Origin of the sequence: Enterobacter cloacae complex sp. SHL020 (genome assembly GCF_049236945.1) — a bacterium.
Lineage (GTDB): Bacteria > Pseudomonadota > Gammaproteobacteria > Enterobacterales > Enterobacteriaceae > Enterobacter > Enterobacter dykesii.
The window spans coordinates 145531-171845 of sequence record NZ_JBMKJF010000006.1 but is presented as its reverse complement, the minus strand read 5'-3'; the positions used below and the strand labels follow the sequence as shown (position 1 = coordinate 171845).

Below are 26315 nucleotides of genomic sequence, written 5' to 3'. Positions count from 1 at the left end.
GCGACGGGACATGTCGCCCTTTTATGCGGTCAGAAGAACGTCTGGACCAGCAGGTAGCTCGCCGCGCACGCGCAGCTTACCCCAATCAGCCCTGGCAAAATGAAGCTGTGGTTGATGATAAATTTGCCGATGCGGGTCGTGCCTGATCGGTCAAAGCCGATGCAGGCCAAATCGCTGGGGTAGGTCGGCAGGACAAAATAGCCGTATGACGCCGGGAAAAAGGCGATCAGCATTTTCGGGTCGATGCCGAGCATGAGGCCCATAGGCGCAACGGCCGTCAGCGCCGCCGCCTGACTGTTCACCAGTTTTGACACCAGAAACAGCACAATGGCATACGTCCACGGGTGGCTCTTCACCACGCCTTCCAGCGCCAGCTTTAATTCGTCGAGATGCGCCTGGAAAAAGGTATCGCTCATCCACGCCACGCCAAATACTGAGAAGATCGCGACCATACCAGCCTTGAACACCGCGCCGTTGGAAATAGCCGACGCGTTGACCTTACAGGCCATCAGCATCACGGCGCCTGCAATTAACATCATCATCTGGATGACAAGGTTCATCGACAGCGCCGTCATTTTGCCTTTTAGCTCAAAGGCGGGGCGCAGCTCAGGGAAGGCGCCCAGCAGAACGACCACGGCAATGCCGGCAAAGAAAATCCACGTGGACCAGTAGGCCTGTTTAGGGAAACGCTGATTCATTAGCGTCTCCGTTCCGCCATAGATAAACTCGCGCTGCTTAGGATCTTTCAGCTTTTCCTGAAACTCAATGTCGTCCGCCAAATCTTTCCCACGGCGTAAGCTCCACAGGGCCGCAATGGCTACGCCGAAAAGCGAAGCGGGAACCGACACGGCGAGAATTTCCAGGATCCCCCACGCGTGGCCGATCCCATGCTGGGCCGCCAGGATAGACACCAGCGACACAACGGCAACGGAAACGGGGGATGCCGTAATCGCCATCTGTGATGCCACCGATGCCACGGCCATGGGGCGCTCCGGGCGGATCCCTTTTTTCAGGGCGATATCCGCAATGATGGGGAACATGGTGTAGACCACATGTCCGGTGCCGCACAGAAAGGTCAGCATCCATGTGGTGAAAGGGGCGAGCAGGGTGATGTGCTGCGGGTGTTTGCGCAGCAGACGTTCAGCAAACTGCATCATGACGTTGAGGCCGCCCGCAGTCTGCAGCGTAGCCGCACAACCAATCACCGCAAGGATGGTCAGCATAACGTCAACCGGCGGTTTACCCGGTTGCAGACCAAAGACAAAACATAAAATAAAAAGACCAATACCGCTGATTAACCCAAGCCCCATACCGCCGAAACGCGTACCCGTCAGCAGGCAGAGGAGAATGACAACAAACTCAATGGTGATCATGATGCTCCCTCGTCAATGATTATGTAACTAAATAAATCATCACACGTTGTGTGGTTAATCATTGGGAGCCAGATCAGATTTGTTAAATGTCAGCAAAAGCAGATGGTTGGAGATGGGAAAAGGAATCCTGCCTCAGGTGGGAGGAGGGATCCCCACAAAACAATGCCTGCACGGACGACTCCCTCTCCCTTGAGGGAGAGGGCTGGGGTGAGGGGGAACATACGGCTGTGGTGGTCATTCCGTTCACTTCATGTTCCTTGCTACTCTTTAACGACATGACCGGTGAACGTGCCAGGGCGGCTCAATCGCCGCCGCCCTGGCGACCCGGGCTCCCGGCGGTAAATCGCCGCTTCGCGGTGCCCTCAGCTTATTCCTTCAGGCTATCGGGTCGGGCATGAGCCTGCATCCCTGCAGGCCACACCCTCTCGGCGCATCCCTGCACCTCGCCCCGGCCTTACGGAAACGCTTCGGCGATTTACAGCCGGACCAGGACATCGCTGTCAGTTATTCACTTGCCTGAAACAAAATTCATCGCTTCAGGTTAATAAATTCTTGGGAAACCTTCAGCCCGGTTGGAGCAGATTAAAAAACTCAGTGTTGCTGCACCGTCACAATGTCGAGCAGATGACGGTCGGTTTGCTCAGGACATAAACCCGCCTGCTGCGCATTATGGATCTCATCCGCCAGCGTCTTCAGCAGCATGCCATCCTGCTGCTGCTCTTTGTCCATATCGCGTAAGAATCTGAGCGTCGTAATGTCCTGCTGCGCTTTGGCTTCATCGGCCAGTTTGCTGAGCGTGCTGCAGCGTTGCTCGTACTCTTCAAGCGTTTTCTGGAACAGTTCTTCCAGGCAAGAGTAGTTTTCGTTGATCCCATCAAGTGCTTTCACGACGGGATTTGCCCCTGCGGCTTTCAGAAAGTTAAAGACACGCATCATATGGGTGACGTTACTTTGCGCCTGCGAGCGAAAGAAGGTGGCAGACCCCGTAAGGCTATTCTCGGCACACCACGCACTTAAGTGAAGGTGCAGATTCGAGGCGTAGAACTCAAGGTTCATCTGCGCGTTAAGTTTTTGCATCATCGTTTGGGTAGCCATACTCATATCCTTATTGACTGTGGGACGTGATGTCCGTTGCTTAACCTGAGCGCCAGGCAAATACGAAGATAAAAGCAGATATAGACATTCTGCCGTGAGCGAAGTCGACCGAAATTCACTTCCTGTGTTCGATATAAATAAGCATACCCTTGTCTTTGGTCTAAGAAAACTCTTAATTAGGCTGTGTTTACCATACATTACAAAGTTTAATATAGTACAGAAATAAAATTAGCTCGCCATGAATGAGATTTTATTTAAATCGCTAATAATTAAGGCTTTTTGCCGTTAGAGTGCACTGTTACTCTTTCGGGAATATTAAGTTGGAATATTACTCCGTGAAAAACAGAAATACGGTTTAATCGTTTCGAATATATGATGTGTCAATAAAATTGCGCTAAATCAAACTCTGCGGAATAACGTTTTTCAGGTGCATTGTACATTCGTGATGAAAAACATGTTTAACCCGTTTAACGGCAGGTGCCGTTTTGCCCGCTGAGGGGCATCAGGGATATCTTGGCTAATCTTATGGATAATTCTGCTTAACCCCCTTCTATTTGTCTGACAAATCCTGCCTTTTTTATGTCATTTTTCGCTGAATTTATGTACGCAATTACTGTAATTCTGCGGTGTGATGGGGCTCTCTTATGGATGATTAATTTCCCGCTAAAACTATCACCAGCAATAACGCTTATGACGAGGTAAGCGCTAATGCCTTGTTTTAAGTCCGATTAAATAAGAAGCACGCACTTATTCCCTACAGAAAAGAATGCTAAAGCTGGAGTTTACCATGCACAAATTTACTAAAGCGCTGGCGGCCATCGGTCTGGCTGCCGTTATGTCACAATCCGCTATCGCTGAGAATTTAAAACTCGGTTTTTTGGTAAAACAGCCCGAAGAGCCCTGGTTCCAGACTGAGTGGAAATTCGCAGATAAAGCCGGGAAAGATTTAGGTTTTGAAGTCATTAAAATCGCCGTGCCTGACGGCGAAAAAACCCTGAACGCCATCGACAGCCTGGCGGCCAGCGGTGCAAAAGGTTTCGTTATCTGTACCCCGGATCCAAAGCTGGGATCGGCAATCGCGGCGAAAGCGCGCGGTTACGACATGAAGGTCATCGCGGTTGACGATCAGTTCGTTAACGCCAAAGGCAAGCCGATGGACACCGTCCCGCTGGTCATGATGGCGGCGACCAAAATCGGCGAGCGCCAGGGTCAGGAACTCTATAAAGAGATGCAAAAGCGCGGCTGGGATGTCAAAGAGACCGCGGTTATGGCTATCACGGCTGACGAGCTGGACACCGCCCGTCGTCGTACTACCGGTTCAATGGATGCGCTGAAAGCGGCCGGTTTCCCGGAAAAACAGATCTATAAAGTCCCAACCAAATCCAACGATATCCCGGGCGCTTTCGACGCCGCGAACTCTATGCTGGTCCAGCATCCGGAGGTCAAACACTGGCTGGTGGTCGGCATGAACGACAACACCGTGCTGGGCGGGGTGCGCGCGACGGAAGGCCAGGGCTTCAAAGCGCCTGACGTGATCGGGATTGGCATCAACGGCGTTGACGCCGTCAGCGAGCTGTCCAAAGCGCAGGCTACCGGCTTCTACGGTTCTCTGCTGCCGAGCCCGGACGTTCACGGCTACAAATCCAGTGAGATGCTCTACAACTGGGTAACCAAAGGGGCCGAACCGCCGAAATTTACCGAAGTGACCGATGTGGTGCTGATTACCCGCGACAACTTCAAAGAGGAGCTGGCGAAAAAAGGGCTGGGCGGTAAGTAATACGCTGTGATTGTGCCCCTCATGCATCGTGAGGGGCCAGACGTACACACTACAGGAATCACGGAGACGTTATGCGACAGTCTGATCCGTATCTCTCTTTTCGCGGCATCGGGAAAACTTTCCCCGGTGTTAACGCGCTGACCGATATCAGCTTCGACTGCTATGCCGGCCAGGTCCACGCCCTGATGGGGGAAAACGGCGCGGGGAAATCCACGCTGTTGAAGATCCTCAGCGGCAACTACGCGCCAACGACCGGCACGCTGGCCATTCGCGGCGAAGAGGTGGCGTTTGCCGATACCATGGCGGCGCTCAATGCCGGGGTGGCGATCATCTATCAGGAGCTGCACCTCATTCCCGAGATGACCGTGGCGGAAAACATCTATTTAGGTCAGCTTCCGCACAAAGGCGGCGTGGTAAATCGTTCGCTACTTAATTATGAAGCGGGGCTGCAGCTTAAACACCTGGGTCTGGACGTCGATCCCCAGACGCCGCTGAAATATCTCTCCATCGGCCAGTGGCAGATGGTTGAAATTGCCAAGGCGCTGGCGCGTAACGCCAGAATTATCGCCTTCGATGAGCCCACCAGTTCGCTCTCTGCGCGTGAAATTGAAAATCTGTTCCGCGTGATCCGCGAATTGCGTCAGGAAGGCCGTACGATTTTGTATGTCTCGCACCGCATGGAAGAGATATTTGCCCTGAGTGACGCTATCACCGTCTTTAAAGATGGGCGCTATGTGCGCACCTTTTCCGACATGCAGCAGGTTAACCACGACCAGCTTGTTCAGGCGATGGTCGGACGCGAGCTGGGGGATATTTATCACTGGCAGCCGCGCCAGTACGGCCCTGAACGCCTGCGTCTGGACAGCGTCAAAGCGCCGGGCGTGCGCACGCCGATTTCGTTATCCGTTCGCAGCGGCGAAATTGTCGGGCTGTTTGGTCTGGTGGGGGCGGGGCGCAGTGAATTAATGAAAGGCCTGTTCGGCGGTACCCGCATTACCGAAGGGCAGGTTTCTATTGACGGTGAACGGGTCGATATCCAGAAACCGGCCCATGCGATCAGGGCGGGCATGATGCTCTGCCCGGAAGACCGTAAAGCCGAGGGGATTATTCCGGTGCATTCGGTTCGCGACAACATCAATATTTCCGCTCGCCGCAAGTTTATTCGCGCAGGCTGCCTGATAAACGATGGCTGGGAGTCGAGCAATGCCGACCACCATATTCGCTCGCTTAACATCAAAACGCCGGGTCCGGAACAGCTGATCATGAATCTGTCAGGCGGAAACCAGCAGAAGGCGATTTTAGGCCGCTGGCTGTCGGAAGACATGAAGGTCATTTTGCTGGACGAGCCGACGCGCGGTATCGATGTGGGGGCAAAACACGAAATTTATAACGTGATCTATGAGCTGGCAAAACGCGGCGTGGCGGTGCTCTTCGCCTCCAGCGATCTGCCGGAGGTGCTTGGCGTGGCCGACCGCATTGTGGTGATGCGTGAAGGCGAAATTGCCGGTGAATTACTTCATGAACAGGCGAATGAACAACAGGCGTTGAACCTCGCCATGCCTAAAGTCAGCCAGGCTGTCGCCTGAGTAAGGAGTTAATGATGTCCTCTGTTACTACATCCGGAGCGCCGAAGTCGAAGTCGGCGCTGAGTTTTGGGCGTATCTGGGATCAGTACGGCATGCTGGTGGTCTTTGCCGCGCTGTTCCTCGCCTGCGCGATCTTTGTCCCTAATTTTGCCACCTTTATTAATATGAAAGGGCTGGGGCTGGCCATTTCCATGTCCGGGATGGTGGCCTGCGGGATGCTGTTCTGCCTGGCCTCCGGCGATTTTGACCTGTCGGTGGCGTCGGTTATTGCCTGTGCGGGCGTCACGACGGCAGTGGTGATCAACATGACCGAGAGCCTGTGGATTGGCGTTCTGGCTGGTCTGCTACTCGGCGTCATCAGCGGTCTGGTGAACGGTTTTGTTATCGCACGCCTGAAGATTAATGCCCTGATCACCACGCTTGCGACAATGCAAATTGTCCGCGGGCTGGCCTATATCATCTCCGACGGTAAAGCGGTGGGGATTGAAGACGAGCGCTTCTTTACCCTGGGTTACGCCAACTGGCTGGGTCTGCCTGCGCCAATCTGGCTGACCGTGGCCTGCCTGATCCTGTTCGGCTTCCTGCTCAACCGGACCACCTTTGGCCGCAATACGCTGGCGATTGGCGGTAACGAGGAGGCCGCCCGTCTGGCCGGGGTGCCGGTGGTGCGCACCAAGATTATTATCTTCGTGCTCTCAGGGCTGGTTTCTGCCGCCGCGGGGATCATTCTGGCTTCGCGTATGACCAGCGGCCAGCCGATGACCTCTATTGGTTACGAGCTGATCGTCATTTCGGCCTGCGTTTTAGGGGGCGTTTCCCTCAAGGGCGGCATCGGAAAAATCTCATATGTGGTGGCCGGTATCCTGATTTTAGGGACGGTGGAGAACGCCATGAACCTGCTGAATATTTCGCCGTTCTCGCAGTACGTGGTTCGTGGCCTGATCCTGCTGGCAGCGGTGATTTTCGACCGTTACAAGCAAAAAGCGAAGCGTACCGTGTAACCCTTTTCCCCGTCTTTTATTGCTCAACTTATAACCATAGTTGACCCCTTAACCGCCCCGCCAGTAAAACTGGCGGGGCGGTTGTCAAATGGCGAGCGACGTCACACTGTCTATACTTACATGGCTATGAAAGAGGTAAAGGCGTTTACCTCTCGTAAACCGTAAGGAGGAAAAGGGTGGCTGACATGTTAACCGCACCGCCTGTACTGCCCGGACACTATGCTTTCTTTTTCGATCTCGACGGCACGCTCGCCGGGATAAAACCGCACCCTGACCAGGTGTCTGTTCCGGATGCGGTGTTACAGGATTTGCATCAGCTCTCGCTCATGAATGAGGGAGCACTGGCATTGATATCAGGGCGCTCAATGGCCGAGCTGGATACGCTCGCCAGTCCTTACCACTTTCCGCTGGCCGGTGTACACGGAGCGGAGCGCCGCGACATCCATGATCACACGCATATCGTTTCACTCCCCGACGCACTCACGCAAACGCTGCATAAGCAGCTCTCTGCAGCGCTGGCCGAACTGCCCGGCACCGAGCTGGAAGCCAAAGGCATGGCCTTTGCCCTGCATTATCGTCAGGCGCCGCAGCATGAGGAGGCCGTGCTTGCGCTTGCTCAGAAGGTTGCAGATGCCCATCCACAGCTGGCGTTGCAGCCCGGCAAATGCGTAGTGGAGTTAAAACCGAAAGGGATTAATAAAGGCGCGGCCATCGCCGCGTTTATGGCGTCGCCGCCTTTTAAAGGGCGAACGCCCGTTTTCCTTGGGGATGACCTGACCGACGAGGCCGGGTTTCGCGTGGTGAATCAGGCCGGAGGGATCGCCGTCAAGGTGGGGCCTGGTGACACGGTTGCCGAATGGCGACTGGCGGATGTCGCCAGCGTCTGGCAGTGGATATCTGACATCGCTAACCAGCAACAACAACAAATAGCGCAAAGCAAAGGGGGAAACCATTATGGGTCGCTTAGTCGTCGTCTCTAACCGAATCGCACCGCCTGACGATAAAAAAGCCAGTGCAGGTGGCCTGGCGGTAGGGGTGTTAGGTGCCTTAAAAGCCGCTGGCGGGCTGTGGTTTGGCTGGAGTGGAGAAATCAGTGAAGAAGAGAAACCGCTGAAAAAGGTAACGCGCGGAAACATTACGTGGGCTTCATTTGCGTTGAAAGAGAAAGACTATGACGAATATTACTCGCAGTTCTCAAATGCCGTCCTGTGGCCTGCGTTTCACTATCGTCTTGACCTGGTAAAATTCCAGCGTGAATCCTTCGAAGGCTACTCGCGCGTGAATGCGCTGCTGGCGGATAAACTGCTGCCATTAATAGAAGAAGACGATATTTTATGGATCCACGATTATCACCTGTTACCCTTCGCGAGAGAGCTGCGAAAGAGGGGGGTGAATAACCGCATTGGTTTCTTCCTGCATATCCCGTTCCCGACGCCGGAAATTTTTACCGCGCTACCGCCGCATGAAGAGCTGCTGGAGGCGCTGTGCGATTACGATTTGCTCGGCTTCCAGACTGAAAATGACCGCCTCGCGTTCCTTGACTCCGTGTCAGGTAAAGCGCGTCTGGTGACCAAAGGCGGGAAAACCCATACGGCGTGGGGGAAAACTTTCCACACCGAGGTCTATCCTATAGGGATTGAACCAGACGAAATCGCGGAGCAGGCTTCCGGCCCGCTGCCGCCGAAGCTGGCGCAGCTTAAGAATGAACTCAAGCACGTGAAAAATATCTTCTCGGTAGAACGTCTTGATTATTCCAAAGGGCTGCCGGAACGCTTCCTCGCGTATGAAACGCTTCTGGATAAATACCCGCAGCATCACGGGAAAATTCGCTATACCCAGATCGCGCCGACGTCGCGCGGCGAGGTTCAGGCTTATCAGGATATTCGTCATCAGCTGGAGACAGAAGCAGGGCGCATTAATGGCCGCTATGGCCAGCTGGGCTGGACGCCGCTGTTTTACCTGAATCAGCACTTTGACCGTAAGATCCTGATGAAGGTTTTCCGCTATGCGGACGTTGGCCTGGTCACGCCGCTGCGCGACGGGATGAACCTGGTGGCGAAAGAGTATGTGGCGGCTCAGGATCCTGCCGACCCGGGTGTGCTGGTGCTTTCCCAGTTTGCCGGAGCCGCAAATGAGCTCACGTCGGCGCTCATCGTTAACCCTTATGACAGGGACGACGTGGCGAACGCGCTGAATCGTGCCCTGACAATGCCGCTCACGGAACGTATTTCCCGCCATGCTGACATGATGGAGACGATCCGGAAGAACGATATTAACCACTGGCAGGCGCGTTTTATTCAGGATCTCCGGGATATCGTTCCGCAAAGTCATGAGGGCAATCTGCAAAAAAAGATCGCGACCTTCCCTAAACTCGCCTGATTTTCTGCTGGGGGGTTAATGCCCCCCAAGCGGTACTAACAGCACATCAACCTGGCTCGACGCAACAATAGATTTCGCCGCACAGGCTGCGCGCGATAAAAAGCTGTGGTTATGGTTCCCGCAAATCACTAAATCAATATTTTGTCTGCGACACATATCGAGAATATGGGCGTTGAGTTCCCCGGTCGCAATAACGGTTTCATAAACAGGATATTGTGCCTTTTCCACTAATTCTCGCAGAAATTGCTGCGTCTCTTCCTGAAGAACCTCACGAATATCCTCCAGCATGGGGGCGGCCAGCTGATTATACATCTCTGGCTCTGCGGCGAGCGTAATGAGGCTGATGCGTGCATTGTGAGGTCTGGCAATGGAAACTGCCCGGGCGACGAGTTGATGGCTTTCGGGGGAAACTGCAACGGAAACAAGAAGATGGGAGTAACTCATGGCGCACTCCTTAGATGTCTGAAAGACAGCGTTTAACCACCTTTACCGCGAAATCTTCGGTTCTGCAAGAGCAGATTACGACATTAGTGTGAAGCTTATCATAATTATTCATTAATTATTCTTATAAGAAGAATAACTGGAAAACACGCCTAAATGAAAAAAATTAACAACTTAACGTAAATCACACAATTCCACGCTTTGACTGTTAAATCGTTTTGATCCGTTACAAACTCATTTCGAATGATCACGTTATGAAACATCTTTTTTGTACTGCCTGCATAACTATATGTTTTTTCACGGTAAGAAAAATGTTTCCAGGAAAGGGGCCTGATGTAAATGTTTCCGCGCGGCGCTTACCGCAGGAAAAGCACGTTGCATGCCAGTTCGGATCACCCTTCTGCATGAGTATTCGTCAATTAAGAATACAAAACAGTACCGATTGGCTAAATATTGAACAAATTACAAGTCATACTGATGGATTTATGGGTCATATTCACTTAAATTGTGTGACGTGGATCACATTTTTTTTAAATTTGAGGGTGGCTGGATTGTATGTGTCAAAACTGACGAGTAGAGTTTGCGTCGAATTAGGAAAAATCTTAGTTATTTGTAAGAAATGATAAATCATGTAAGAGACGCATTCGCGGTTTCTCTCTTACGGTTTCAGTGAATACAAACCTAAATTCAACTATGCATTTAGCCTTTTCTTTTTTATACCGGGTGATTTCCCGGCGACATCACGGGGTGCGGTCTTTCCGCATAAAAATAATAGTTGGTTATTCGGGATGGGAACAATGCATACATCCGAGTTGCTAAAACATATCTATGACATCAATTTGTCGTATTTACTGCTCGCGCAGCGTTTGATTAGTCAGGACAAGGCGTCCGCGATGTTTCGTCTGGGTATTAACGAAGAAATGGCAACCATGCTGGGTGGCTTAACTCTCCCGCAGATGGTTAAACTGGCTGAAACGAATCAACTGGTTTGCCAGTTCCGTTTCGATGATTCACAGACAATAACGCGTCTGACGCAGGAATCCCGTGTGGACGATCTTCAACAGATCCATACCGGTATTCTTCTTTCCACTCGCTTGCTTAACGAAATCAGCCAGCCTGATGACGTAGCCCGTAAGAAAAGGGCCTAGCAATGAGCGAGAAAAGCATTGTTCAGGAAGCGCGTGACATACAGTTGGCCATGGAGCTGATTACACTGGGTGCTCGTTTACAAATGCTGGAAAGCGAGACTCAACTGAGCCGTGGTCGTCTCATCAAACTGTACAAAGAGTTACGTGGTAGTCCCCCGCCGAAAGGCATGCTGCCGTTTTCTACCGACTGGTTTATGACGTGGGAGCAGAATATTCATGCTTCCATGTTCTGTAATGCCTGGCAGTATCTTCTCAAAACCGGTTTGTGTAGCGGCGTTGACGCCGTGATCAAAGCGTACAAACTTTACCTTGAACAATGCCCACAGCAGGAAGAAGGCCCTCTGCTGGCGCTGACCCGCGCATGGACGCTGGTGCGTTTTGTTGAGAGCGGAATGCTTGAACTGTCGCGCTGCAACTGCTGCGACGGCAATTTTATTACCCATGCTCATCAACCTGCAGGCAGCTTCGCCTGTAGTTTATGTCAGCCTCCATCCCGCGCAGTAAAAAGACGTAAACTTTCCCGGGATGCTGCCGATATTATTCCACAACTGCTGGATGAACAGATCGAACAAGCTGTTTAACCCGAACGTGTGGGAAAAATTCCAGCAGCGGTAAGCAATTACCGCTGCTTTTTTTTACCCCGCAAACGGTAAACGCTGCGAGCTGGACGTCCTTGCCATAGTCACTAGCGGAAGGATGATGTCGTGCTTATCTTATTAGGTTACCTGGTAGTTCTCGGTACAGTTTTCGGCGGTTACATGATGACCGGCGGGCACCTTGGAGCACTCTATCAACCGGCTGAACTTATTATCATCGGCGGCGCAGGGGTAGGGGCTTTTATCGTTGGCAACAACGGTAAATCGATCAAGGGCACGCTGAAAGCGATTCCGTTGCTGTTCCGTCGCTCGAAATACACCAAAAGCATGTATATGGATCTGCTGGCACTGCTCTATCGCCTGATGGCGAAGTCGCGTCAGCAGGGCATGTTCTCGCTTGAACGGGATATTGAAAACCCGAAAGAGAGCGAAATTTTTGCCAGCTATCCGCGTATTCTTGCTGATGCCATGATGCTGGATTTCATCGTCGACTATCTGCGACTGATCATCAGCGGCAACATGAATACCTTCGAAATCGAAGCGCTGATGGACGAAGAGATCGAAACCCACGAAAGCGAATCTGAAGTGCCGGCCAACAGCCTGGCGCTGGTCGGCGACTCGCTTCCGGCATTCGGTATCGTTGCCGCGGTGATGGGCGTGGTTCACGCCCTGGCCTCGGCAGACCGCCCGGCAGCCGAGCTGGGCGCGCTGATTGCCCACGCGATGGTGGGAACTTTTCTCGGTATTTTGCTGGCGTACGGCTTTATCTCTCCGCTGGCGAGCGTTCTGCGCCAGAAGAGCGCGGAAACCACCAAAATGATGCAGTGCGTGAAGATCACGCTGCTCTCTAATCTCAACGGTTACGCGCCACCGATCGCGGTTGAGTTTGGCCGTAAAACGCTTTACTCCAGCGAGCGTCCGTCGTTTATCGAGCTTGAAGAACACGTGCGTGCGGTGAAAAACCCAAACCAACAGACGACAACTGAGGACGCATGAAAAACCAGTCCCATCCGATCGTCATCGTAAAAAAACGCAAGCACAAGGGCGGCGGGCATGGTGCACACGGCTCGTGGAAAATTGCGTACGCCGACTTTATGACCGCAATGATGGCGTTCTTTCTGGTGATGTGGCTGATCTCCATCTCCAGCCCAAAAGAACTGATCCAGATTGCCGAATATTTCCGCACGCCGCTGGCAACGGCGGTGGCCGGTGGGCCGCGTATCTCTAACAGCGACAGCCCGATCCCGGGCGGCGGCGATGATTACACCCAGCAGAAGGGTGAGGTGAAAAAAGAGCCGAACATCGACGAGCTGAAAAGAAAGATGGAGCAGGCGCGTCTGAAGAAATTGCGTGGCGATCTCGATCAGCTGATTGAGGCGGATCCGAAGCTGCGCGCGCTGCGCCCGCATCTGAAGATCGACCTGGTGCAGGAAGGGCTGCGTATTCAGATTATCGACAGCCAGAACCGCCCAATGTTTAAAACCGGGAGTGCGGAAGTCGAACCGTACATGCGCGACATTCTGCGTGCCATTGCTCCGGTGCTGAACGGCATTCCTAACCGAATCAGCCTGTCAGGACACACGGATGATTTCCCGTACGCCAGTGGGGAGAAGGGATACAGCAACTGGGAGCTTTCTGCCGATCGTGCCAACGCCTCGCGTCGCGAGCTGGTGGCAGGTGGGCTTGATGATGGCAAGGTACTGCGCGTAGTCGGCATGGCCGCAACCATGCGCGTTTCCGACCGCGGGCCGGATGATGCCATCAACCGTCGTATCAGTCTTTTAGTGCTGAACCAGCAGGCGGAGCAGGCCATCCTGCATGAAAACGCCGAAAGTCAGAATGAGTCACTGGACGATTTAAAACAGCCTGGGGCCGTTCCTTCGGCTGCCGTTCCAACATCGCCACCAGCCAATCCGAGGTGATAGCGTGAGCATGGATATTAGCGATTTTTACCAGACATTCTTTGATGAAGCCGACGAATTGTTGGCCGATATGGAGCAACACTTGCTCGATTTGGTGCCCGAAGCACCGGACTCCGAGCAGCTCAATGCCATCTTCCGTGCGGCGCACTCTATTAAAGGCGGAGCCGGAACGTTTGGATTTACCATCCTGCAGGAAACAACCCATTTAATGGAAAACCTGCTCGATGAAGCACGACGCGGTGAGATGCAGCTCAATACCGACATTATCAACCTGTTTTTGGAAACCAAAGATATTATGCAGGAACAGCTCGACGCCTATAAAAGTTCGGCAGAGCCTGATGCCGCCAGCTTTGAATACATCTGCAATGCGCTGCGCCAGCTCGCCCTGGAAGCAAAAGGTGAGGTCGCTGCAGCCGTTGTCCCTGCGGCGAAACTGAGCGTTGTCGATGCGGTTGCTGCCGACGAGGCCGCGCCAGCCGCTGCACAAGCGGGCAAACTGCGCGTTGTGCTGTCACGCCTCAAAGAGAACGAAGTTAACCTGCTGGAAGAAGAGCTGGGTAACCTGGCGAAATTAAGCAACGTGGTCAAAGGCAAAGACAGCCTTGCCGCGACGCTTGATGACGGTATTGGCCAGGACGATATCGTGGCGGTACTGTGCTTTGTGATTGAAGCTGACCAGATCGCCTTCGAAACCGAAACGGCTGAGGTTGACGCCCCTGCCGCTGCGCAAGAGGTGGCCGTTGTCGCTCAGGCCGCCGCACCGGCTGTGGCCTCTGCGGCTCCGGCGCTCAAGGCGGTGCCAAAAGAGGCCGCGGCACCTGGACGTGGGGAGAAACCTGCCGCGCGCTCCAGCGAGTCAACCAGCATCCGCGTTGCCGTTGAGAAGGTCGACCAGCTGATTAACCTGGTGGGCGAACTGGTGATCACCCAGTCGATGCTGGCCCAGCGTTCTAACGAACTGGACCCGGTCACGCACGGCGATCTGATCACCAGCATGGGTCAGCTGCAGCGTAACGCCCGCGACCTGCAGGAATCGGTGATGTCCATCCGTATGATGCCGATGGAATATGTCTTCAGCCGCTTCCCGCGTCTGGTTCGCGACCTTGCCAGCAAGCTGAATAAACAGATTGAACTGACCCTGATGGGCAGCTCAACCGAACTGGATAAGAGCCTGATCGAGCGCATTATCGACCCGTTAACGCACCTGGTGCGTAACAGCCTCGACCACGGTATCGAACTGCCGGAAAACCGCATTGCCGCCGGAAAATCCCCGGTCGGTAACCTGATCCTCTCTGCGGAACACCAGGGCGGGAACATCTGCATCGAAGTGACCGATGACGGCGCGGGGCTTAACCGCGAGCGCATCCTGGCAAAAGCGATTTCGCAGGGGATGGCGGTCAATGACAACATGACCGACGAAGAAGTGGGCATGCTGATCTTCGCGCCGGGCTTCTCTACCGCGGAGCAGGTGACCGACGTGTCCGGGCGCGGCGTAGGCATGGACGTGGTGAAACGTAACATCCAGGAGATGGGCGGCCACGTTGAGATCCAGTCTAAACAGGGTTCCGGCACCACCATTCGCATCCTGCTGCCGCTGACGCTGGCGATCCTCGACGGCATGTCAGTCAAAGTGGCGGACGAAGTCTTTATCCTGCCGCTAAACGCCGTAATGGAATCCCTGCAGCCGCGTGAAGAAGATCTGCATCCGCTGGCGGGCGGCGAGCGCGTGCTCGAAGTGCGCGGTGAGTACCTGCCGCTGGTGGAGCTGTGGAAAGTGTTCGAAGTGGACGGGGCGAAGACAGAGGCCACGCAGGGCATCGTTGTGATCCTGCAAAGCGCGGGCCGTCGCTACGCGCTGCTGGTCGATCAGCTGATTGGCCAGCACCAGGTGGTAGTGAAGAACCTCGAAAGCAACTACCGCAAAGTGCCGGGTATTTCTGCCGCCACCATTCTGGGTGATGGTAGCGTGGCGCTGATCGTCGATGTGTCGGCGCTTCAGGGATTAAATCGTGAACAACGTGTGGCGTACACAGCCGCCTGATTAAGTAGAAGGTAATAACATGACCGGTATGAGTAATGTAACGAAACTGGCGGGCGAGCCATCAGGGCAGGAATTCCTGGTATTCACTTTAGGCGATGAGGAGTACGGCATCGATATCCTGAAAGTGCAGGAAATTCGTGGTTACGACCAGGTTACCCGCATCGCTAACACGCCTGCATTTATTAAAGGTGTCACCAACCTGCGTGGCGTCATTGTGCCAATCGTGGACCTGCGCGTGAAGTTCAGCCAGGGCGACGTTGACTACGACGACAACACCGTGGTGATCGTTCTGAATCTGGGGCAGCGCGTGGTAGGTATCGTGGTGGATGGCGTATCTGATGTGCTTTCCCTGACTTCTGACCAAATTCGTCCTGCACCGGAGTTTGCGGTCACGCTGTCGACCGAATATCTGACCGGACTGGGCGCGCTCGGCGAGCGTATGCTGATTCTGGTGAACATTGAGAAGCTGCTGAACAGCGATGAGATGGCACTGCTGGATATCGCCGCGAGTCACGTAGCGTAAGTAAATGCAAAACGGCAACCGAGGTTGCCGTTTTTTGTGTTTGCTCCCTCTCCTTGTGGGAGAGGGAAGGGGTGAGGGCATCAGGCCTCACCCTTTTTTTCACCTTACGCTTCCTGCTTTACCAGCTCCGCTTCAGCTTCCCGCGCGCCTTCATTCTGCGACAGCATTGCGGTTGCGATCCCATTCCCCAGCACGTTGATTGCGGAACGGCCCATATCCAGGAAGTGGTCGATCCCCATCAGCAGCAGAATCCCCGCCACCGGAATGTTAAAGCTCGGAATGGTTGCTGCCAGCACCACCAGTGAAGAACGCGGTACGCCCGCAATCCCTTTCGACGCCAGCATCAGGGTCAGCATCAGCACCGTCACCTCCGAGAAGCTCAGATGAATATTGTACGCCTGAGCGATAAACATTGAGGCGAATGAGCAGTACACCATCGAACCCACCAGGTTGAAGGAGTAGCCAATCGGCAGAACGAAAGAGGCGATGTTGCGCGAGCAGCCAAAACGCTCCAGCTGCTCCAGCGTTTTCGGGTAGGCGGCTTCAGAGCTGCTGGTGGTAAACGCCACCAGAACCGGATCTTTCAGCATGCTGACCAGGCGAAACACCTCTTTTTTCAGCACCATGTAACCCACGGCCAGCAGCACCATGCAGGTGAGAAGAATGGCAACATAGTAACCGCCAATAAAGGAGGCGTAGTTCAGCAGAATGCCCAGACCCTGCGTGGCAATAACGGAGGAAATCGCCGCGAAAATGGCCAGCGGTGCAACGTACATCACGTAACCTGTGACCTTCAGCATAATGTGGGAAACCACATCCAGCGCGGCCACCAGCGGCGCGTTGAATTTCTGCCCCAGCGACGCGCCGCCGATGCCGAAGAACATTGAGAACACCACAATCTGCAGGATCTCATTGTTCGACATCGCCCCCGCGATACTGGTCGGAATGGTGTGTGACAGGAACGCTTTCAGCGTCATGCCGCCAACGGCCAGGCCGGTATCCACTGCTTCTGTCGGAACCGTCAGGTTCAGACCGCTTCCCGGATGCTCCAGCGTGACGATGAACAGGCCAACCAGAATAGAGAGCACGGATGAGCTGATAAACCACACCATCGCTTTGCCGCCAACGCGGCCAATGGTGGAGGTTTCGCCCAGCTTCATAATGCCGACGGTGAGCGTGCTGAAGACCAACGGTGCAATGACCATTTTGATCAGACGGAGGAAAATATCGGTCAGAAGGGTAATATTATCCGACCAGGCTTTGATGGCATCCGCAGATGCATACTCATGAATTGCTGCCCCTGAAAGAATACCCGCCAGCATGAATATCACGATGAAGAGTGTGAGTTTGTTTGCACTTGCCACGAAAAAAGACCCTCTATGCGCTTCAGATGTAGCCCGCATCGATACATATAAATTTTTTATTACGATGCGGGAAATTATTCGGCACATAAATTGACGCAAAGTGTAGGGGGATACAACTCCTTTTTAAGTTTTATTAATTTTGTTGTTAATACGCTGACGATATATTGTGATCGTCGTCACACTTTAATGGATATATTCTCCCCGGATATAAAAAAAACGCTGCCTGAATTTATTTAACTTACTGTTATTTATAATAAAATTTAGTCAATAAGACATATGCCTTATGCGTTAAGGGGCAGGTGGTCGAAGCGATATCCGTAAACTAAATTCTCAGTAACCCCCTCTGAGGAACGTTAAGCGGGGCTAACATCTTGAACGACAAAAATAAAATGTGGCAAGGGAACGGAGACGTCTTCTGGAGGGTGGTAAATGAAAAGAAAACTCCTTTTGATCGGCGCAGGCACCTTACTGACTGCGACAATGGCCCATCAGGCGCTGGCCGTCACCAGCAGCGGCACTATAGGCGCGACGCTGACGCTGACAAACGGGTGTCTGATAAACGGATCGCCCGCGCAAAGTGGCATCAACTTCGGTACGCTCGATTTCGGTACCCATCCGGCTACCTTCTCCACGCTTACGACGCAGCTGAGCGGCGCCAGCGGCGGAAACACCTTCACCATTCAATGTACGACCGCCAGCTATACGGTCGCGATCACCGGTAATACCCACTCCACCGCGCCCGGCTCCGTTGTCGGTTCGCCGGGCACGCCAGAACGCTATCTGGTGAATACGGCCAACGCGGCACAGGGCGTGGCTTACAGCCTGTACAGCGACAGCGGGTTTAACACCGTGATTGCCAATAACGCGGCGCTGCCGATCGCGTCCACGGCCGGAGGGGTGGACAGTTACACCCTCTACGGGCGGATTACCGGCGGCGGTAACAGCGTGACGGTCGTTCCGGGAACCTACACCGACACGATTAACGTCAGCGTTACCTACTAGTCCCGAACCGCCATGACGGCATCTCTCACAGGTCTGCGCAAACGCGCAGAGGGACGCGTGCAGCCTTTTTTCGCGCTGATCGTCGGATTGCTCATGATGCCCACGGCGGGTGCGGTGACATCCCAGTCGTTTAAGGTCAGCGCGACGATTGTACCGGGATGCGCGGTGGCCACCGGTAGCGGAGGGCTTCTCGGTACGCTGGATTTTGGCAGCCATAACGGCGTCGAGAGCGCGCCGGTGAGCACCAGCTTTGTGCCAAACGGGGCGTTGTCTATTGCCTGTACGCCAGGCGTGGCGCTGAGCATGAGCATTAATGGCGGTCAAAATTATTCATCCGTTCGCCGCATGAAGCGCGCTAACGGCGCCGACGTGGTGCCATACCGGCTCTACAGCAGCAGCTCGCTGGCCGCGAACAGCGAAATTGGCGTCAACCAGGCGATAGCGGTGACCTATACCAACAGCAATAACATCGCGCTGCCGCTTTTTGGCGTGGCGCTACTGACCGGGTTTAGCCCGGCGGGAACCTATTCCGATCAGCTCACCGTGACCTTGTCATGGTAATAAAGGGAGAGTGTTGATGAAGCCATTTTTCAGACCGGTTTGTCTGGCGGGCGCGTTGGGAATGGCGGGTGCTGGCCAGGCGCAGGCGGCGGCCACCATCCTGCTCTGGCCGATCGATCCCTGGCTTGCTGCAGACGCCAAAGCCACGGAACTGTGGATCCAGAACCAGGGAAACAGCGCCACGACGATGCAGGTTCGCATCGTGCGCTGGAAGCAGGAGGACGGACACGAGCGCTATACCGCGCAGCAGGACGTGGTTGCCAGCCCGCCCATCGTGACGATTGGCACAGGCAGCAAGCAGCTTATTCGCCTTATCAAACAGGCTTCGGTTCCCGCAGGGGTTGAACAGGCCTATCGCATTATCGTCGATGAAATCCCCCAGCCAGATGCCAAAGCCGAACCCGCCATCGGCCTGAAATTGCAGATGCGTTACTCCATCCCTCTGTTCGTATATGGACAGGGGATCCCGACCATCAAAGAGGGCGAGCATCACGCGCTGGCGGAGACCCAAAACCTGAGCTGGCGGGTGACGCAGGCGGAGGGTAAGCCTGCGCTGGAGGTCAAAAATCGGGGGGATGTCCACGTCAGGCTGAGCCAGGTGGCGCTGGAGCAGGGAGGTCAGAAACGTACGGTGGCGGAAGGATTGCTGGGTTACGTTCTGCCGGGCAGCACCCGCAGCTGGCCTATACCCGCTGGCGTTCGTCAGCCAGAGCGGATGAGCGCGCAGATTAATGCCAGGGACGAACAATGGCAGTCGACGCCCGTCAACTGAAGCCGGCGATGATGTTACTGCTATGCGTCAGCTCCGCGAGCCTGGCCGAGCCCGGCGACGACAGTTTACCGCCGCCTCCCCAGGCGCAGGCGGTAAATGATGAAGCGGTTTTCCAGCTGGCCATCGTAGTCAATCACTACGATACCGGCCTGGTCGTGCCCGTGACGCAGCGTAAAGGCGCTTTCTTTATCTCCAGCGCCGATTTGCTGCGCGCGGGGCTGCCCCCGGCGCACGTTCCCACCGGAGAGGTGAATCTCTCCTCGCTTGCTCAGGTTAGGGTGGAGTACGACAGCGCCGCGCAGCGCCTGCTGTTGAGCGTTCCCCGCGACTGGGTGACGGCCCGCGTGACGCCTTTCAGCGCGCAAGCGGCGCAGGCCAAACCGCACTATGGGCGCGGGGCGCTGCTGAATTACGATCTCTACACCAACCACACGGAACATATCGGCGGTCAGGCGTCGATCTGGCATGAGTTCCGCTACTTCAACGAGAACGGCTCGTTTTCCTCGACCGGTTACGCGCGGGAAAATTTCACCGGTAACGACGGACAGCAGGAAGGGTATGTCCGCTATGACACGACCCTGCTGTTCACCAACGAAGATGACGCGATGAGCTGGAGCGCCGGGGACGTGATCAGCGATGCGCTGAGCTGGAGCTCCAGCGTGCGGATGGGGGGGATAAGCGTCGGGCGGGATTTCTCCCTGCGTCCTGACCTGGTGACATGGCCGCTGCCCGAGTTCGCGGGGGAAGCCGCGGTACCCACTTCGGTCGATCTTTTTATCAACGGCTATCGCTCCGGTTCGACCCAGCTTCAGCCGGGCCCCTTCACCCTGACTAATCTGCCCTATATCAACGGCGCCGGGGATGCGGTACTGGTCACAACGGATGCGCTGGGGCGCCAGGTGAGCACCACGCTCCCGTTTTACGTCACCAGCGACCTGCTTAAGCAAGGGCTTAGCGACGGTGCCGTGACGCTCGGCAGCCTGCGGCGTAATTACGGTATCAAGAATTTTGACTATGGCTCGGCGGCAGGCAGCGGCTCGTATCGCTACGGGATAACGGACTGGCTAACGCTGGAGGGCCACGCGGAAGGGGCGCAGGAGCTGGCGCTGGGCGGTGCGGGGACGGTGATAAAACTCGGCCAGTTTGGCGTGGTGAATACCGCTTACTCGCAGAGCCGCATGCGCGGGGATGCGGGCGGGCAAATCAACTGGGGTTACCAGTACAGTACCAGCGAGTTTAGCGTCGCCACCCAGCACACCCGTCGCGATCGCGGCTTTGGCAATCTGGCCCTCTACGACCAGCCGACGGTGTATGACGAGAACGATAAACCCATCGCTAGCTTCAGCCGTAATACGGACCAGTATTCGCTGACCTTCAATCTGGGACGGTACGGCAACATCGGGGCGGCCTGGATCGGGGTGGAGAGTTTTGACAGCCAAAAAACCGAGCTGCTCAATCTCTCCTGGAGCCGCAACCTGTGGGGGGCGAGCAGTATTTACCTGGCCGGTAGCCGGGATCGGCAGCGGGGAGACTGGACGGTCGCGCTGTCGCTGCAGGTGCCGCTGGGGGCGCGCGACAGCGCTGCCGTCACCTTTGAAAACACCCCGGATGCCGGCAGTACCCAGCGCATTAACTACAACCACTCCATGCCTTCTGACGGTGGGTTCAGCTGGAACATGGCCTGGGCCAACCAGTCAAGATCCAGTGATTATCAACAGGGTACGCTGGGCTGGCGCAATAACAATATCGAGCTGCAGGGTGGCGGCTATGGCGAAAGGGATACCATGACCTGGTGGGGCGAGGCGATGGGTGCCATTGTGCTGATGGACGGCGAGCTGTTTGCGGCGAATAAGATTAACGATGCGTTTGTGGTCATCAGCACCGACGGCCACCCGGACGTGCCCGTCAGCTATGAGAACCAGCCCGTCGGTAAAACCAATAACAACGGCTACCTGCTGGTGAGCGGGGTGTCGGCGTATTACCCGGCCAGCTACCGGATTGATACCCTGAATCTGCCCGCGGATACCCGTCTGAAAGAGACCGAGCGGCGGATCGCAATCCGCCGTCACAGCGGCTATCTGGTCGATTTCCCGATGGAGCAGGAGCGGGTGGCAAGCGTTATTCTGCATGATACGAACGGGAAGGCGTTGCCGGTGGGAAGTCAGGTTCGACGCGCCTCGCGCAGCAATGCGGTGGTGGGGTATGACGGCATCGCCTGGCTGGAAAATCTCAGCGACGTGAACCCGCTGGAGGTGATCGCACCTGACGGGAGGCGCTGCAAGACTACCCTGACCGTGGGGGCCAATCCGGAGCACAAGCTGAAAACCTACGGGCCGCTGGTTTGCCGGGAGGAGCCATGACGCGCCTGCTGCTATTCATCCTGCTGCTGTTCTCCGGCGGCGGCTGGGCGGCGTGTACCGTCAGTACGGTTAATGCGTCGTTTGGCAGCGTCACCTCGTTCGCGCTTAGCGGAAGCGGGGAAGTTCAAACCACCGGCACGCTGGTGGTGGCCTGCGATGCCGTACTGAATCTGCTGACCAGCGACTCGGTAACGCTGACCTACACCGCGGCATCGGTTTCGGGCAGCAGCCGGGCCACGATGAAACGCACGGATAACGCGGCCATCACCGACGTGATCCCCACCCGGCTGTGCGGGTTATCGGGATGCGCAAGCAGCAGCGAGGTACAGATAAGTAAATCGTATACCTGGAGCGGGAGTACCCTGCTGGGGTTGCTGGGGTCAAAGCAGTACAACATTCCGCTCTATTTCCGCACCGTCGCCGGGCAAAACGTGACTGCCGGGCCATATCAGGTGCAGTTAACCTTCAGCATTAACTACAGCGTCTGCTCCGTGGGCGCGCTTGGCATTTGCACAATCAATCAGACGGGAACCGCGACAACCTCCATCCTGCTGGATATGACCGTCACCAACGACTGCAGCGCCATGACCACGCCAGATGTGAACTTCAACAGCGCACCGCTGGTGCAAAGTTTCCCCACCGTCTCGCAGGCGATTGCCGTCACCTGTACCAAAGGAAGTTCGTATACCATCGGCATTAATAACGGCGCCAACGCGCTGAACAACGTGCGGCGGATGGTGAGCGGCAGCAACGCCATGAGCTACGACATCTATAAGGAAGCCACCGGTAACCGCTGGGGCGGCAGCGGCAGCGAGCGCTGGTCCAGCGCGGTATCGTCCCAGGTCAGTACCGACGGTTTACTGCGCACCTACAACTACACGGCGAAGGTCCTGACCAATCAGGCCACGCCGCCCGCCGGAACCTACACCGACACGCTGATTGTCGACGTGGCGTTTTAACCCCGCGCTTTTCCCTTTCGCAAATGTAAAGTTCCTCTGGGCTGTGCCGATAACACCGTTAATAAATCTATGAGAAGGTGTTGTATGTTGAACCGTATCCGCGTTGTCACAATGCTCATGATGGTGCTGGTCATTTTCGCACTTCTTCAGCTCATCTCCGGCGGGCTTTTTTTCTCGTCATTAAAACAGAACCAGGACAGCTTCGCGGCCTCGAACGATCTCCGCCTGCAGCAGAGTGAACTCACGTCGACGTGGGATCTGATGCTGCAAACGCGTATCAACCTGAGCCGCTCGTCCGCGCGCATGATGATGGACCCCAACAATCAGCAGAGCAGCGCCAAAACCGATCTGTTGAAAAATGCCCGTGCCACCCTCGCTGACGCCGCTAAACATTACGACGCCTTTAAAAAGATTACCCCACAGCCTGCGATGGAGCAGGTGAGCCAGAACATTAACGAAAAATACAACGCTTACCATGCCGGTCTGGCAGAGCTGATTCAGTTCCTGGAGAGCGGCAATATGGACGCCTATTTCGCGCAGCCGACGCAGGGGATGCAAAACGCACTCGGCGCGGCGCTGGGGGAATACGCGAAGGCCAGCGGCGATCTCTATCACTCGGCCTTTACGGAAAGCCAGAATGACTACCGCTTTGCGAAATGGCAGATGGCGGTGATGGCGCTGGCGCTGGTCATCGTGCTGGTTGCGGTCTGGTACGGCATTCGCCATATCCTGCTGAACCCTCTCGGCCACGTCATTGCCCATATTCGTGAAATTGCCGGCGGTGACCTGACCAAAACGCTGACCGTCTCCGGGCGCAATGAGATCACCGAGCTGGCAAACAGCGTTGACCATATGCAGCGTTCGTTAATCGAAACCGTCGCCAACGTGCGCAACGGGTCGGAGGCTATCTATACCGGCACCAGCGAAATTGCGATGGGGAATAACGATCTCTCATCCCGAACCGAGCAGCAGGCTTCCGCCCTGGAAGAGACGGCCGCCAGCATGGAGCAGCTCACCGCGACCGTGAAGCAGAACGCCGATAACGCCCGCCAGGCGTCTCAGCTGGCAGAAAGCGCCTCCGAGACGGCGCAGCGCGGCGGACGCGTGGTGGATGGCGTGGTGAAAACCATGCACGAAATCGCAGACAGCTCGAAGAAAATCGCCGACATCATCAGCGTCATCGACGGCATTGCCTTCCAGACCAACATTCTGGCGCTGAACGCCGCCGTGGAAGCGGCGCGCGCGGGCGAACAGGGGCGCGGGTTTGCCGTGGTGGCCGGGGAAGTACGCAACCTGGCCAGCCGCAGCGCCAACGCAGCAAAAGAGATCAAGTCCCTGATTGAAGATTCCGTCTCCCGCGTGGATACCGGCTCCGTGCTGGTGGAAAGCGCCGGGGAGACCATGAATGACATCGTGAATGCCGTTACCCGCGTGACGGACATCATGGGTGAAATCGCCTCTGCGTCCGATGAGCAGAGTCGTGGTATCGACCAGGTTGCCCTGGCGGTATCGGAAATGGATCGCGTGACACAGCAAAACGCCGCGCTGGTGCAGGAGTCCGCTGCGGCGGCCGCTGCTCTGGAAGACCAGGCGAGCCGTCTGAAGATGGCCGTCTCGGCGTTTCGTCTCGCTTCACTCGCTGGAAACTCGGTCACCCCGCAGGCGACGTATCGCGCGCCAGCCGCTGAATCGGCTGCAAACCGTACGCGCACCGCGACGACCGGACAAGATGAAAACTGGGAAACATTTTGACTGACAATTAAACCGCGGCTGCTTGCCGCTTGATGGGAGCGTGGATGTTAAATCGTATTCGTATCTCGACCACACTGTTTTTGATTCTGATCCTTTGCGGTGTGTTGCAGGTTGGCAGTAACGGGTTGTCTTTTTGGGCGTTTCGCGATGGCTATCAGAATTTGCAGGAAGTTGAGGCGAGTAATCAGCAGCGCTCCGCACTGGCACAAACGCGTGCCGTGCTGTTGCAGGCAAGCACTGCGCTGAACAAGGCGGGAACCTTAACCGCGCTGAGTTATCCGCCGGATGACATTAAAGCGCTGATGGCGACCGCGCGCGACAGCCTGAAGCAGGCTGACGCACAGTTTAAAGCCTTTACGGCGCAAGCCGCCGACAGCGAGAAAGAGAAAGCGCTGAAGGCCGCCATGAAGACGAACTTTGAACAGTGGTATAGCGATCTGGACCACCAGGCGACGTGGCTTGAGAACAACCAGCTTTCGGACTTTATGACCGCACCGGTTCAGGCGTCTCAGGCGGCGTTTGACGGCAGCTTTAACGCGTGGCAGCAGGATATTAACCAGTCTGTTCAGCGTGCCGGTGACCAGAGCCGTCAAAGCTATCACATGTCGGGCGTCATCTTTGCGGTGGTGGTGATTCTGGCAGGGCTGCTGACCGGCGGGGCGCTGCTCTGGTCGCGCAGAATGATCGTGCAGCCGCTGGCGATTATCAGCAGCCACTTCGACAGTATTGCGAAAGGGGACCTGGCGCGTCCGGTGGCGGTGTTCGGCAAGAATGAAATTTCGGCGATCTTTGCCAGCCTGAAGGCGATGCAGGGATCGCTGCGGGAAACGGTGAGCGACGTGCGGCAGGGCAGCTATGCCATGCACACCGGGATCTCAGAGATTGCGGCGGGCAATAACGATCTCTCGTCCCGCACCGAGCAGCAGGCGGCCTCGCTGGCGCAGACGGCGGCCAGCATGGAGCAACTGACCGCGACGGTAGGTCAGAACGCCGATAACGCGCGTCAGGCGTCTGACCTGTCAAAACAGGCGGCGATGACGGCAAAGAAAGGCGGCGACCAGGCGTCCCATGTTGCCAGCACCATGCAGGAGATTGCCACCAGCTCGCAGAAAATTGGTGACATCATCAGCGTGATTGACGGTATCGCGTTCCAGACCAACATTCTGGCGCTGAATGCTGCCGTGGAAGCGGCGCGTGCCGGGGAGCAGGGGCGCGGATTTGCGGTGGTGGCGGGGGAAGTGCGTAACCTGGCGAGCCGCAGCGCCAACGCGGCGAAAGAAATTAAGGTCCTGATCGAAGAGTCGGTTTCGCGCGTTCAGCAGGGCTCAACGCTTGTGGATACGGCGGCGAAAACCATGCACGAAATCGTCACCTCCGTGACGCGGGTCAACGACATCATGGGCGAGATTGCCTCGGCGTCGGACGAACAGCGCCGCGGCATTGAGCAGGTTGCCCAGGCCGTCAGCCAGATGGATCAGGTGACGCAACAGAACGCCTCGTTAGTAGAGGAAGCGGCAGCGGCAACCGATCAGCTGGCCAGCCAGGCGGATCGTCTGACCGGACTGGTCGCGGTATTTAATGTGAAAGAGCACGTTGAAGCAGTAACAGAAGTCGGGCGGTCGCAGGCCGTGCCAGTTGTATCCTGAATGTAATTAAGAAGGCG

General features: G+C 55.6%; 22 protein-coding genes. 18 read left to right on the top strand and 4 right to left on the bottom strand.

The window, feature by feature from the left end; genetic code table 11:
- Positions 1 to 29 precede the first annotated feature (29 nt).
- Together ACOTZB_RS15995 and ACOTZB_RS15990 are read right to left on the bottom strand one after the other, a co-directional pair.
- A complete protein-coding gene (locus tag ACOTZB_RS15995) occupies positions 30 to 1373 on the bottom strand; it encodes an anaerobic C4-dicarboxylate transporter (RefSeq protein ID WP_047652356.1) in 1344 nt (447 codons plus the stop codon).
- A 591-nt stretch (positions 1374 to 1964) separates the two neighbouring features.
- Complete coding sequence (locus ACOTZB_RS15990; protein WP_193806426.1) at positions 1965 to 2468, bottom strand: non-heme ferritin-like protein; 504 nt, start codon at positions 2466 to 2468, stop codon at positions 1965 to 1967.
- Positions 2469 to 3255: 787 nt separating this feature from the next.
- On the opposite strand from ACOTZB_RS15990, the gene araF reads away from it, so the two are divergent.
- The 5 genes from araF to otsA all read left to right on the top strand — a co-directional run bounded on the left by araF (position 3256) and on the right by otsA (position 9211).
- Complete coding sequence (gene araF, locus ACOTZB_RS15985) at positions 3256 to 4245, top strand: arabinose ABC transporter substrate-binding protein AraF (protein ID WP_003859687.1); 990 nt, start codon at positions 3256 to 3258, stop codon at positions 4243 to 4245.
- Positions 4246 to 4316: 71 nt separating this feature from the next.
- Positions 4317 to 5831 (top strand): L-arabinose ABC transporter ATP-binding protein AraG, encoded by a 1515-nt coding sequence (gene araG / locus ACOTZB_RS15980; RefSeq protein WP_421627749.1) that lies wholly within the window; start codon positions 4317 to 4319, stop codon positions 5829 to 5831.
- A gap of 14 nt (positions 5832 to 5845) precedes the next feature.
- A complete protein-coding gene (gene araH, locus ACOTZB_RS15975) occupies positions 5846 to 6832 on the top strand; it encodes an L-arabinose ABC transporter permease AraH (RefSeq protein WP_023312268.1) in 987 nt (328 codons plus the stop codon).
- A 176-nt stretch (positions 6833 to 7008) separates the two neighbouring features.
- Entirely contained in the window at positions 7009 to 7812 is an 804-nt protein-coding gene (gene otsB / locus ACOTZB_RS15970; RefSeq protein ID WP_421627747.1) for a trehalose-phosphatase, read from the top strand.
- The gene (otsA, locus tag ACOTZB_RS15965; RefSeq protein WP_047652351.1) at positions 7787 to 9211 is read left to right on the top strand and encodes an alpha,alpha-trehalose-phosphate synthase; all 1425 of its coding nucleotides are present in this window, start codon (positions 7787 to 7789) and stop codon (positions 9209 to 9211) included. The genes otsB and otsA overlap by 26 nt, the downstream gene beginning before the upstream one ends.
- A 15-nt stretch (positions 9212 to 9226) precedes the next feature.
- Here the strand turns inward: otsA and uspC are convergent, their stop codons facing one another.
- The gene (uspC, locus tag ACOTZB_RS15960) at positions 9227 to 9655 is read right to left on the bottom strand and encodes a universal stress protein UspC (protein ID WP_033145878.1); all 429 of its coding nucleotides are present in this window, start codon (positions 9653 to 9655) and stop codon (positions 9227 to 9229) included.
- 794 nt (positions 9656 to 10449) lie between these two features.
- On the opposite strand from uspC, the gene flhD reads away from it, so the two are divergent.
- From flhD to cheW, 6 genes are all read left to right on the top strand, one after another.
- Complete coding sequence (flhD, locus tag ACOTZB_RS15955; protein WP_008500415.1) at positions 10450 to 10800, top strand: flagellar transcriptional regulator FlhD; 351 nt, start codon at positions 10450 to 10452, stop codon at positions 10798 to 10800.
- Between the two features lie 2 nt (positions 10801 to 10802).
- Positions 10803 to 11381, top strand: a complete 579-nt coding sequence (flhC, locus tag ACOTZB_RS15950; protein ID WP_013096051.1) for a flagellar transcriptional regulator FlhC — start codon at positions 10803 to 10805, stop codon at positions 11379 to 11381.
- A gap of 123 nt (positions 11382 to 11504) precedes the next feature.
- On the top strand, positions 11505 to 12392 hold the full coding sequence (motA, locus tag ACOTZB_RS15945; protein WP_008500417.1) for a flagellar motor stator protein MotA: 888 nt from the start codon (positions 11505 to 11507) through the stop codon (positions 12390 to 12392).
- Positions 12389 to 13318, top strand: a complete 930-nt coding sequence (gene motB, locus ACOTZB_RS15940) for a flagellar motor protein MotB (RefSeq protein ID WP_028018604.1) — start codon at positions 12389 to 12391, stop codon at positions 13316 to 13318. The genes motA and motB overlap by 4 nt, the downstream gene beginning before the upstream one ends.
- A gap of 4 nt (positions 13319 to 13322) precedes the next feature.
- Entirely contained in the window at positions 13323 to 15359 is a 2037-nt protein-coding gene (cheA, locus tag ACOTZB_RS15935; protein ID WP_421627745.1) for a chemotaxis protein CheA, read from the top strand.
- 19 nt (positions 15360 to 15378) lie between these two features.
- On the top strand, positions 15379 to 15882 hold the full coding sequence (cheW, locus tag ACOTZB_RS15930; RefSeq protein ID WP_023312262.1) for a chemotaxis protein CheW: 504 nt from the start codon (positions 15379 to 15381) through the stop codon (positions 15880 to 15882).
- 104 nt (positions 15883 to 15986) lie between these two features.
- On the opposite strand, the gene ACOTZB_RS15925 is transcribed toward cheW, so the two are convergent.
- Positions 15987 to 17246: a dicarboxylate/amino acid:cation symporter gene (locus ACOTZB_RS15925; protein ID WP_045326773.1), complete on the bottom strand. Its 1260-nt coding sequence runs from the start codon at positions 17244 to 17246 to the stop codon at positions 15987 to 15989.
- 429 nt (positions 17247 to 17675) lie between these two features.
- Between ACOTZB_RS15925 and ACOTZB_RS15920 the strand changes: the two genes are divergently transcribed.
- The 7 genes from ACOTZB_RS15920 (at position 17676) to tap (ending at position 26298) form a co-directional block, all read left to right on the top strand.
- Positions 17676 to 18248, top strand: coding sequence for a Csu type fimbrial protein (locus ACOTZB_RS15920; RefSeq protein ID WP_045404424.1), 573 nt, complete (start codon positions 17676 to 17678; stop codon positions 18246 to 18248).
- Positions 18249 to 18260: 12 nt separating this feature from the next.
- Entirely contained in the window at positions 18261 to 18809 is a 549-nt protein-coding gene (locus ACOTZB_RS15915) for a spore coat U domain-containing protein (protein WP_421627743.1), read from the top strand.
- 16 nt (positions 18810 to 18825) lie between these two features.
- Positions 18826 to 19581: a molecular chaperone gene (locus ACOTZB_RS15910; RefSeq protein WP_421627742.1), complete on the top strand. Its 756-nt coding sequence runs from the start codon at positions 18826 to 18828 to the stop codon at positions 19579 to 19581.
- A complete protein-coding gene (locus ACOTZB_RS15905; protein ID WP_421627740.1) occupies positions 19557 to 21941 on the top strand; it encodes a fimbria/pilus outer membrane usher protein in 2385 nt (794 codons plus the stop codon). The genes ACOTZB_RS15910 and ACOTZB_RS15905 overlap by 25 nt, the downstream gene beginning before the upstream one ends.
- Positions 21938 to 22900, top strand: a complete 963-nt coding sequence (locus tag ACOTZB_RS15900; protein ID WP_421627739.1) for a spore coat U domain-containing protein — start codon at positions 21938 to 21940, stop codon at positions 22898 to 22900. The genes ACOTZB_RS15905 and ACOTZB_RS15900 overlap by 4 nt, the downstream gene beginning before the upstream one ends.
- 84 nt (positions 22901 to 22984) lie before the next feature.
- Positions 22985 to 24652 carry a methyl-accepting chemotaxis protein II gene (gene tar, locus ACOTZB_RS15895; protein ID WP_421627737.1) on the top strand — a complete coding sequence of 556 codons (1668 nt, stop codon included), beginning with the start codon at positions 22985 to 22987 and terminating at the stop codon, positions 24650 to 24652.
- 44 nt (positions 24653 to 24696) lie between these two features.
- Positions 24697 to 26298 carry a methyl-accepting chemotaxis protein IV gene (tap, locus tag ACOTZB_RS15890; protein WP_023312254.1) on the top strand — a complete coding sequence of 534 codons (1602 nt, stop codon included), beginning with the start codon at positions 24697 to 24699 and terminating at the stop codon, positions 26296 to 26298.
- The last annotated feature ends 17 nt before the right edge of the window (positions 26299 to 26315 follow it).

Coding starts and splice junctions, on each gene's coding strand:
- ACOTZB_RS15995 (WP_047652356.1), bottom strand. CDS start 1,373: ATGATCACCATTGAGTTTGTTGTCATTCTCCTCTGCCTGCTGACGGGT.
- ACOTZB_RS15990 (WP_193806426.1), bottom strand. CDS start 2,468: ATGGCTACCCAAACGATGATGCAAAAACTTAACGCGCAGATGAACCTT.
- araF (WP_003859687.1), top strand. CDS start 3,256: ATGCACAAATTTACTAAAGCGCTGGCGGCCATCGGTCTGGCTGCCGTT.
- araG (WP_421627749.1), top strand. CDS start 4,317: ATGCGACAGTCTGATCCGTATCTCTCTTTTCGCGGCATCGGGAAAACT.
- araH (WP_023312268.1), top strand. CDS start 5,846: ATGTCCTCTGTTACTACATCCGGAGCGCCGAAGTCGAAGTCGGCGCTG.
- otsA (WP_047652351.1), top strand. CDS start 7,787: ATGGGTCGCTTAGTCGTCGTCTCTAACCGAATCGCACCGCCTGACGAT.
- uspC (WP_033145878.1), bottom strand. CDS start 9,655: ATGAGTTACTCCCATCTTCTTGTTTCCGTTGCAGTTTCCCCCGAAAGC.
- flhD (WP_008500415.1), top strand. CDS start 10,450: ATGCATACATCCGAGTTGCTAAAACATATCTATGACATCAATTTGTCG.
- flhC (WP_013096051.1), top strand. CDS start 10,803: ATGAGCGAGAAAAGCATTGTTCAGGAAGCGCGTGACATACAGTTGGCC.
- motB (WP_028018604.1), top strand. CDS start 12,389: ATGAAAAACCAGTCCCATCCGATCGTCATCGTAAAAAAACGCAAGCAC.
- cheW (WP_023312262.1), top strand. CDS start 15,379: ATGACCGGTATGAGTAATGTAACGAAACTGGCGGGCGAGCCATCAGGG.
- ACOTZB_RS15920 (WP_045404424.1), top strand. CDS start 17,676: ATGAAAAGAAAACTCCTTTTGATCGGCGCAGGCACCTTACTGACTGCG.
- ACOTZB_RS15915 (WP_421627743.1), top strand. CDS start 18,261: ATGACGGCATCTCTCACAGGTCTGCGCAAACGCGCAGAGGGACGCGTG.
- ACOTZB_RS15910 (WP_421627742.1), top strand. CDS start 18,826: ATGAAGCCATTTTTCAGACCGGTTTGTCTGGCGGGCGCGTTGGGAATG.
- ACOTZB_RS15905 (WP_421627740.1), top strand. CDS start 19,557: ATGGCAGTCGACGCCCGTCAACTGAAGCCGGCGATGATGTTACTGCTA.
- ACOTZB_RS15900 (WP_421627739.1), top strand. CDS start 21,938: ATGACGCGCCTGCTGCTATTCATCCTGCTGCTGTTCTCCGGCGGCGGC.
- tar (WP_421627737.1), top strand. CDS start 22,985: ATGTTGAACCGTATCCGCGTTGTCACAATGCTCATGATGGTGCTGGTC.
- tap (WP_023312254.1), top strand. CDS start 24,697: ATGTTAAATCGTATTCGTATCTCGACCACACTGTTTTTGATTCTGATC.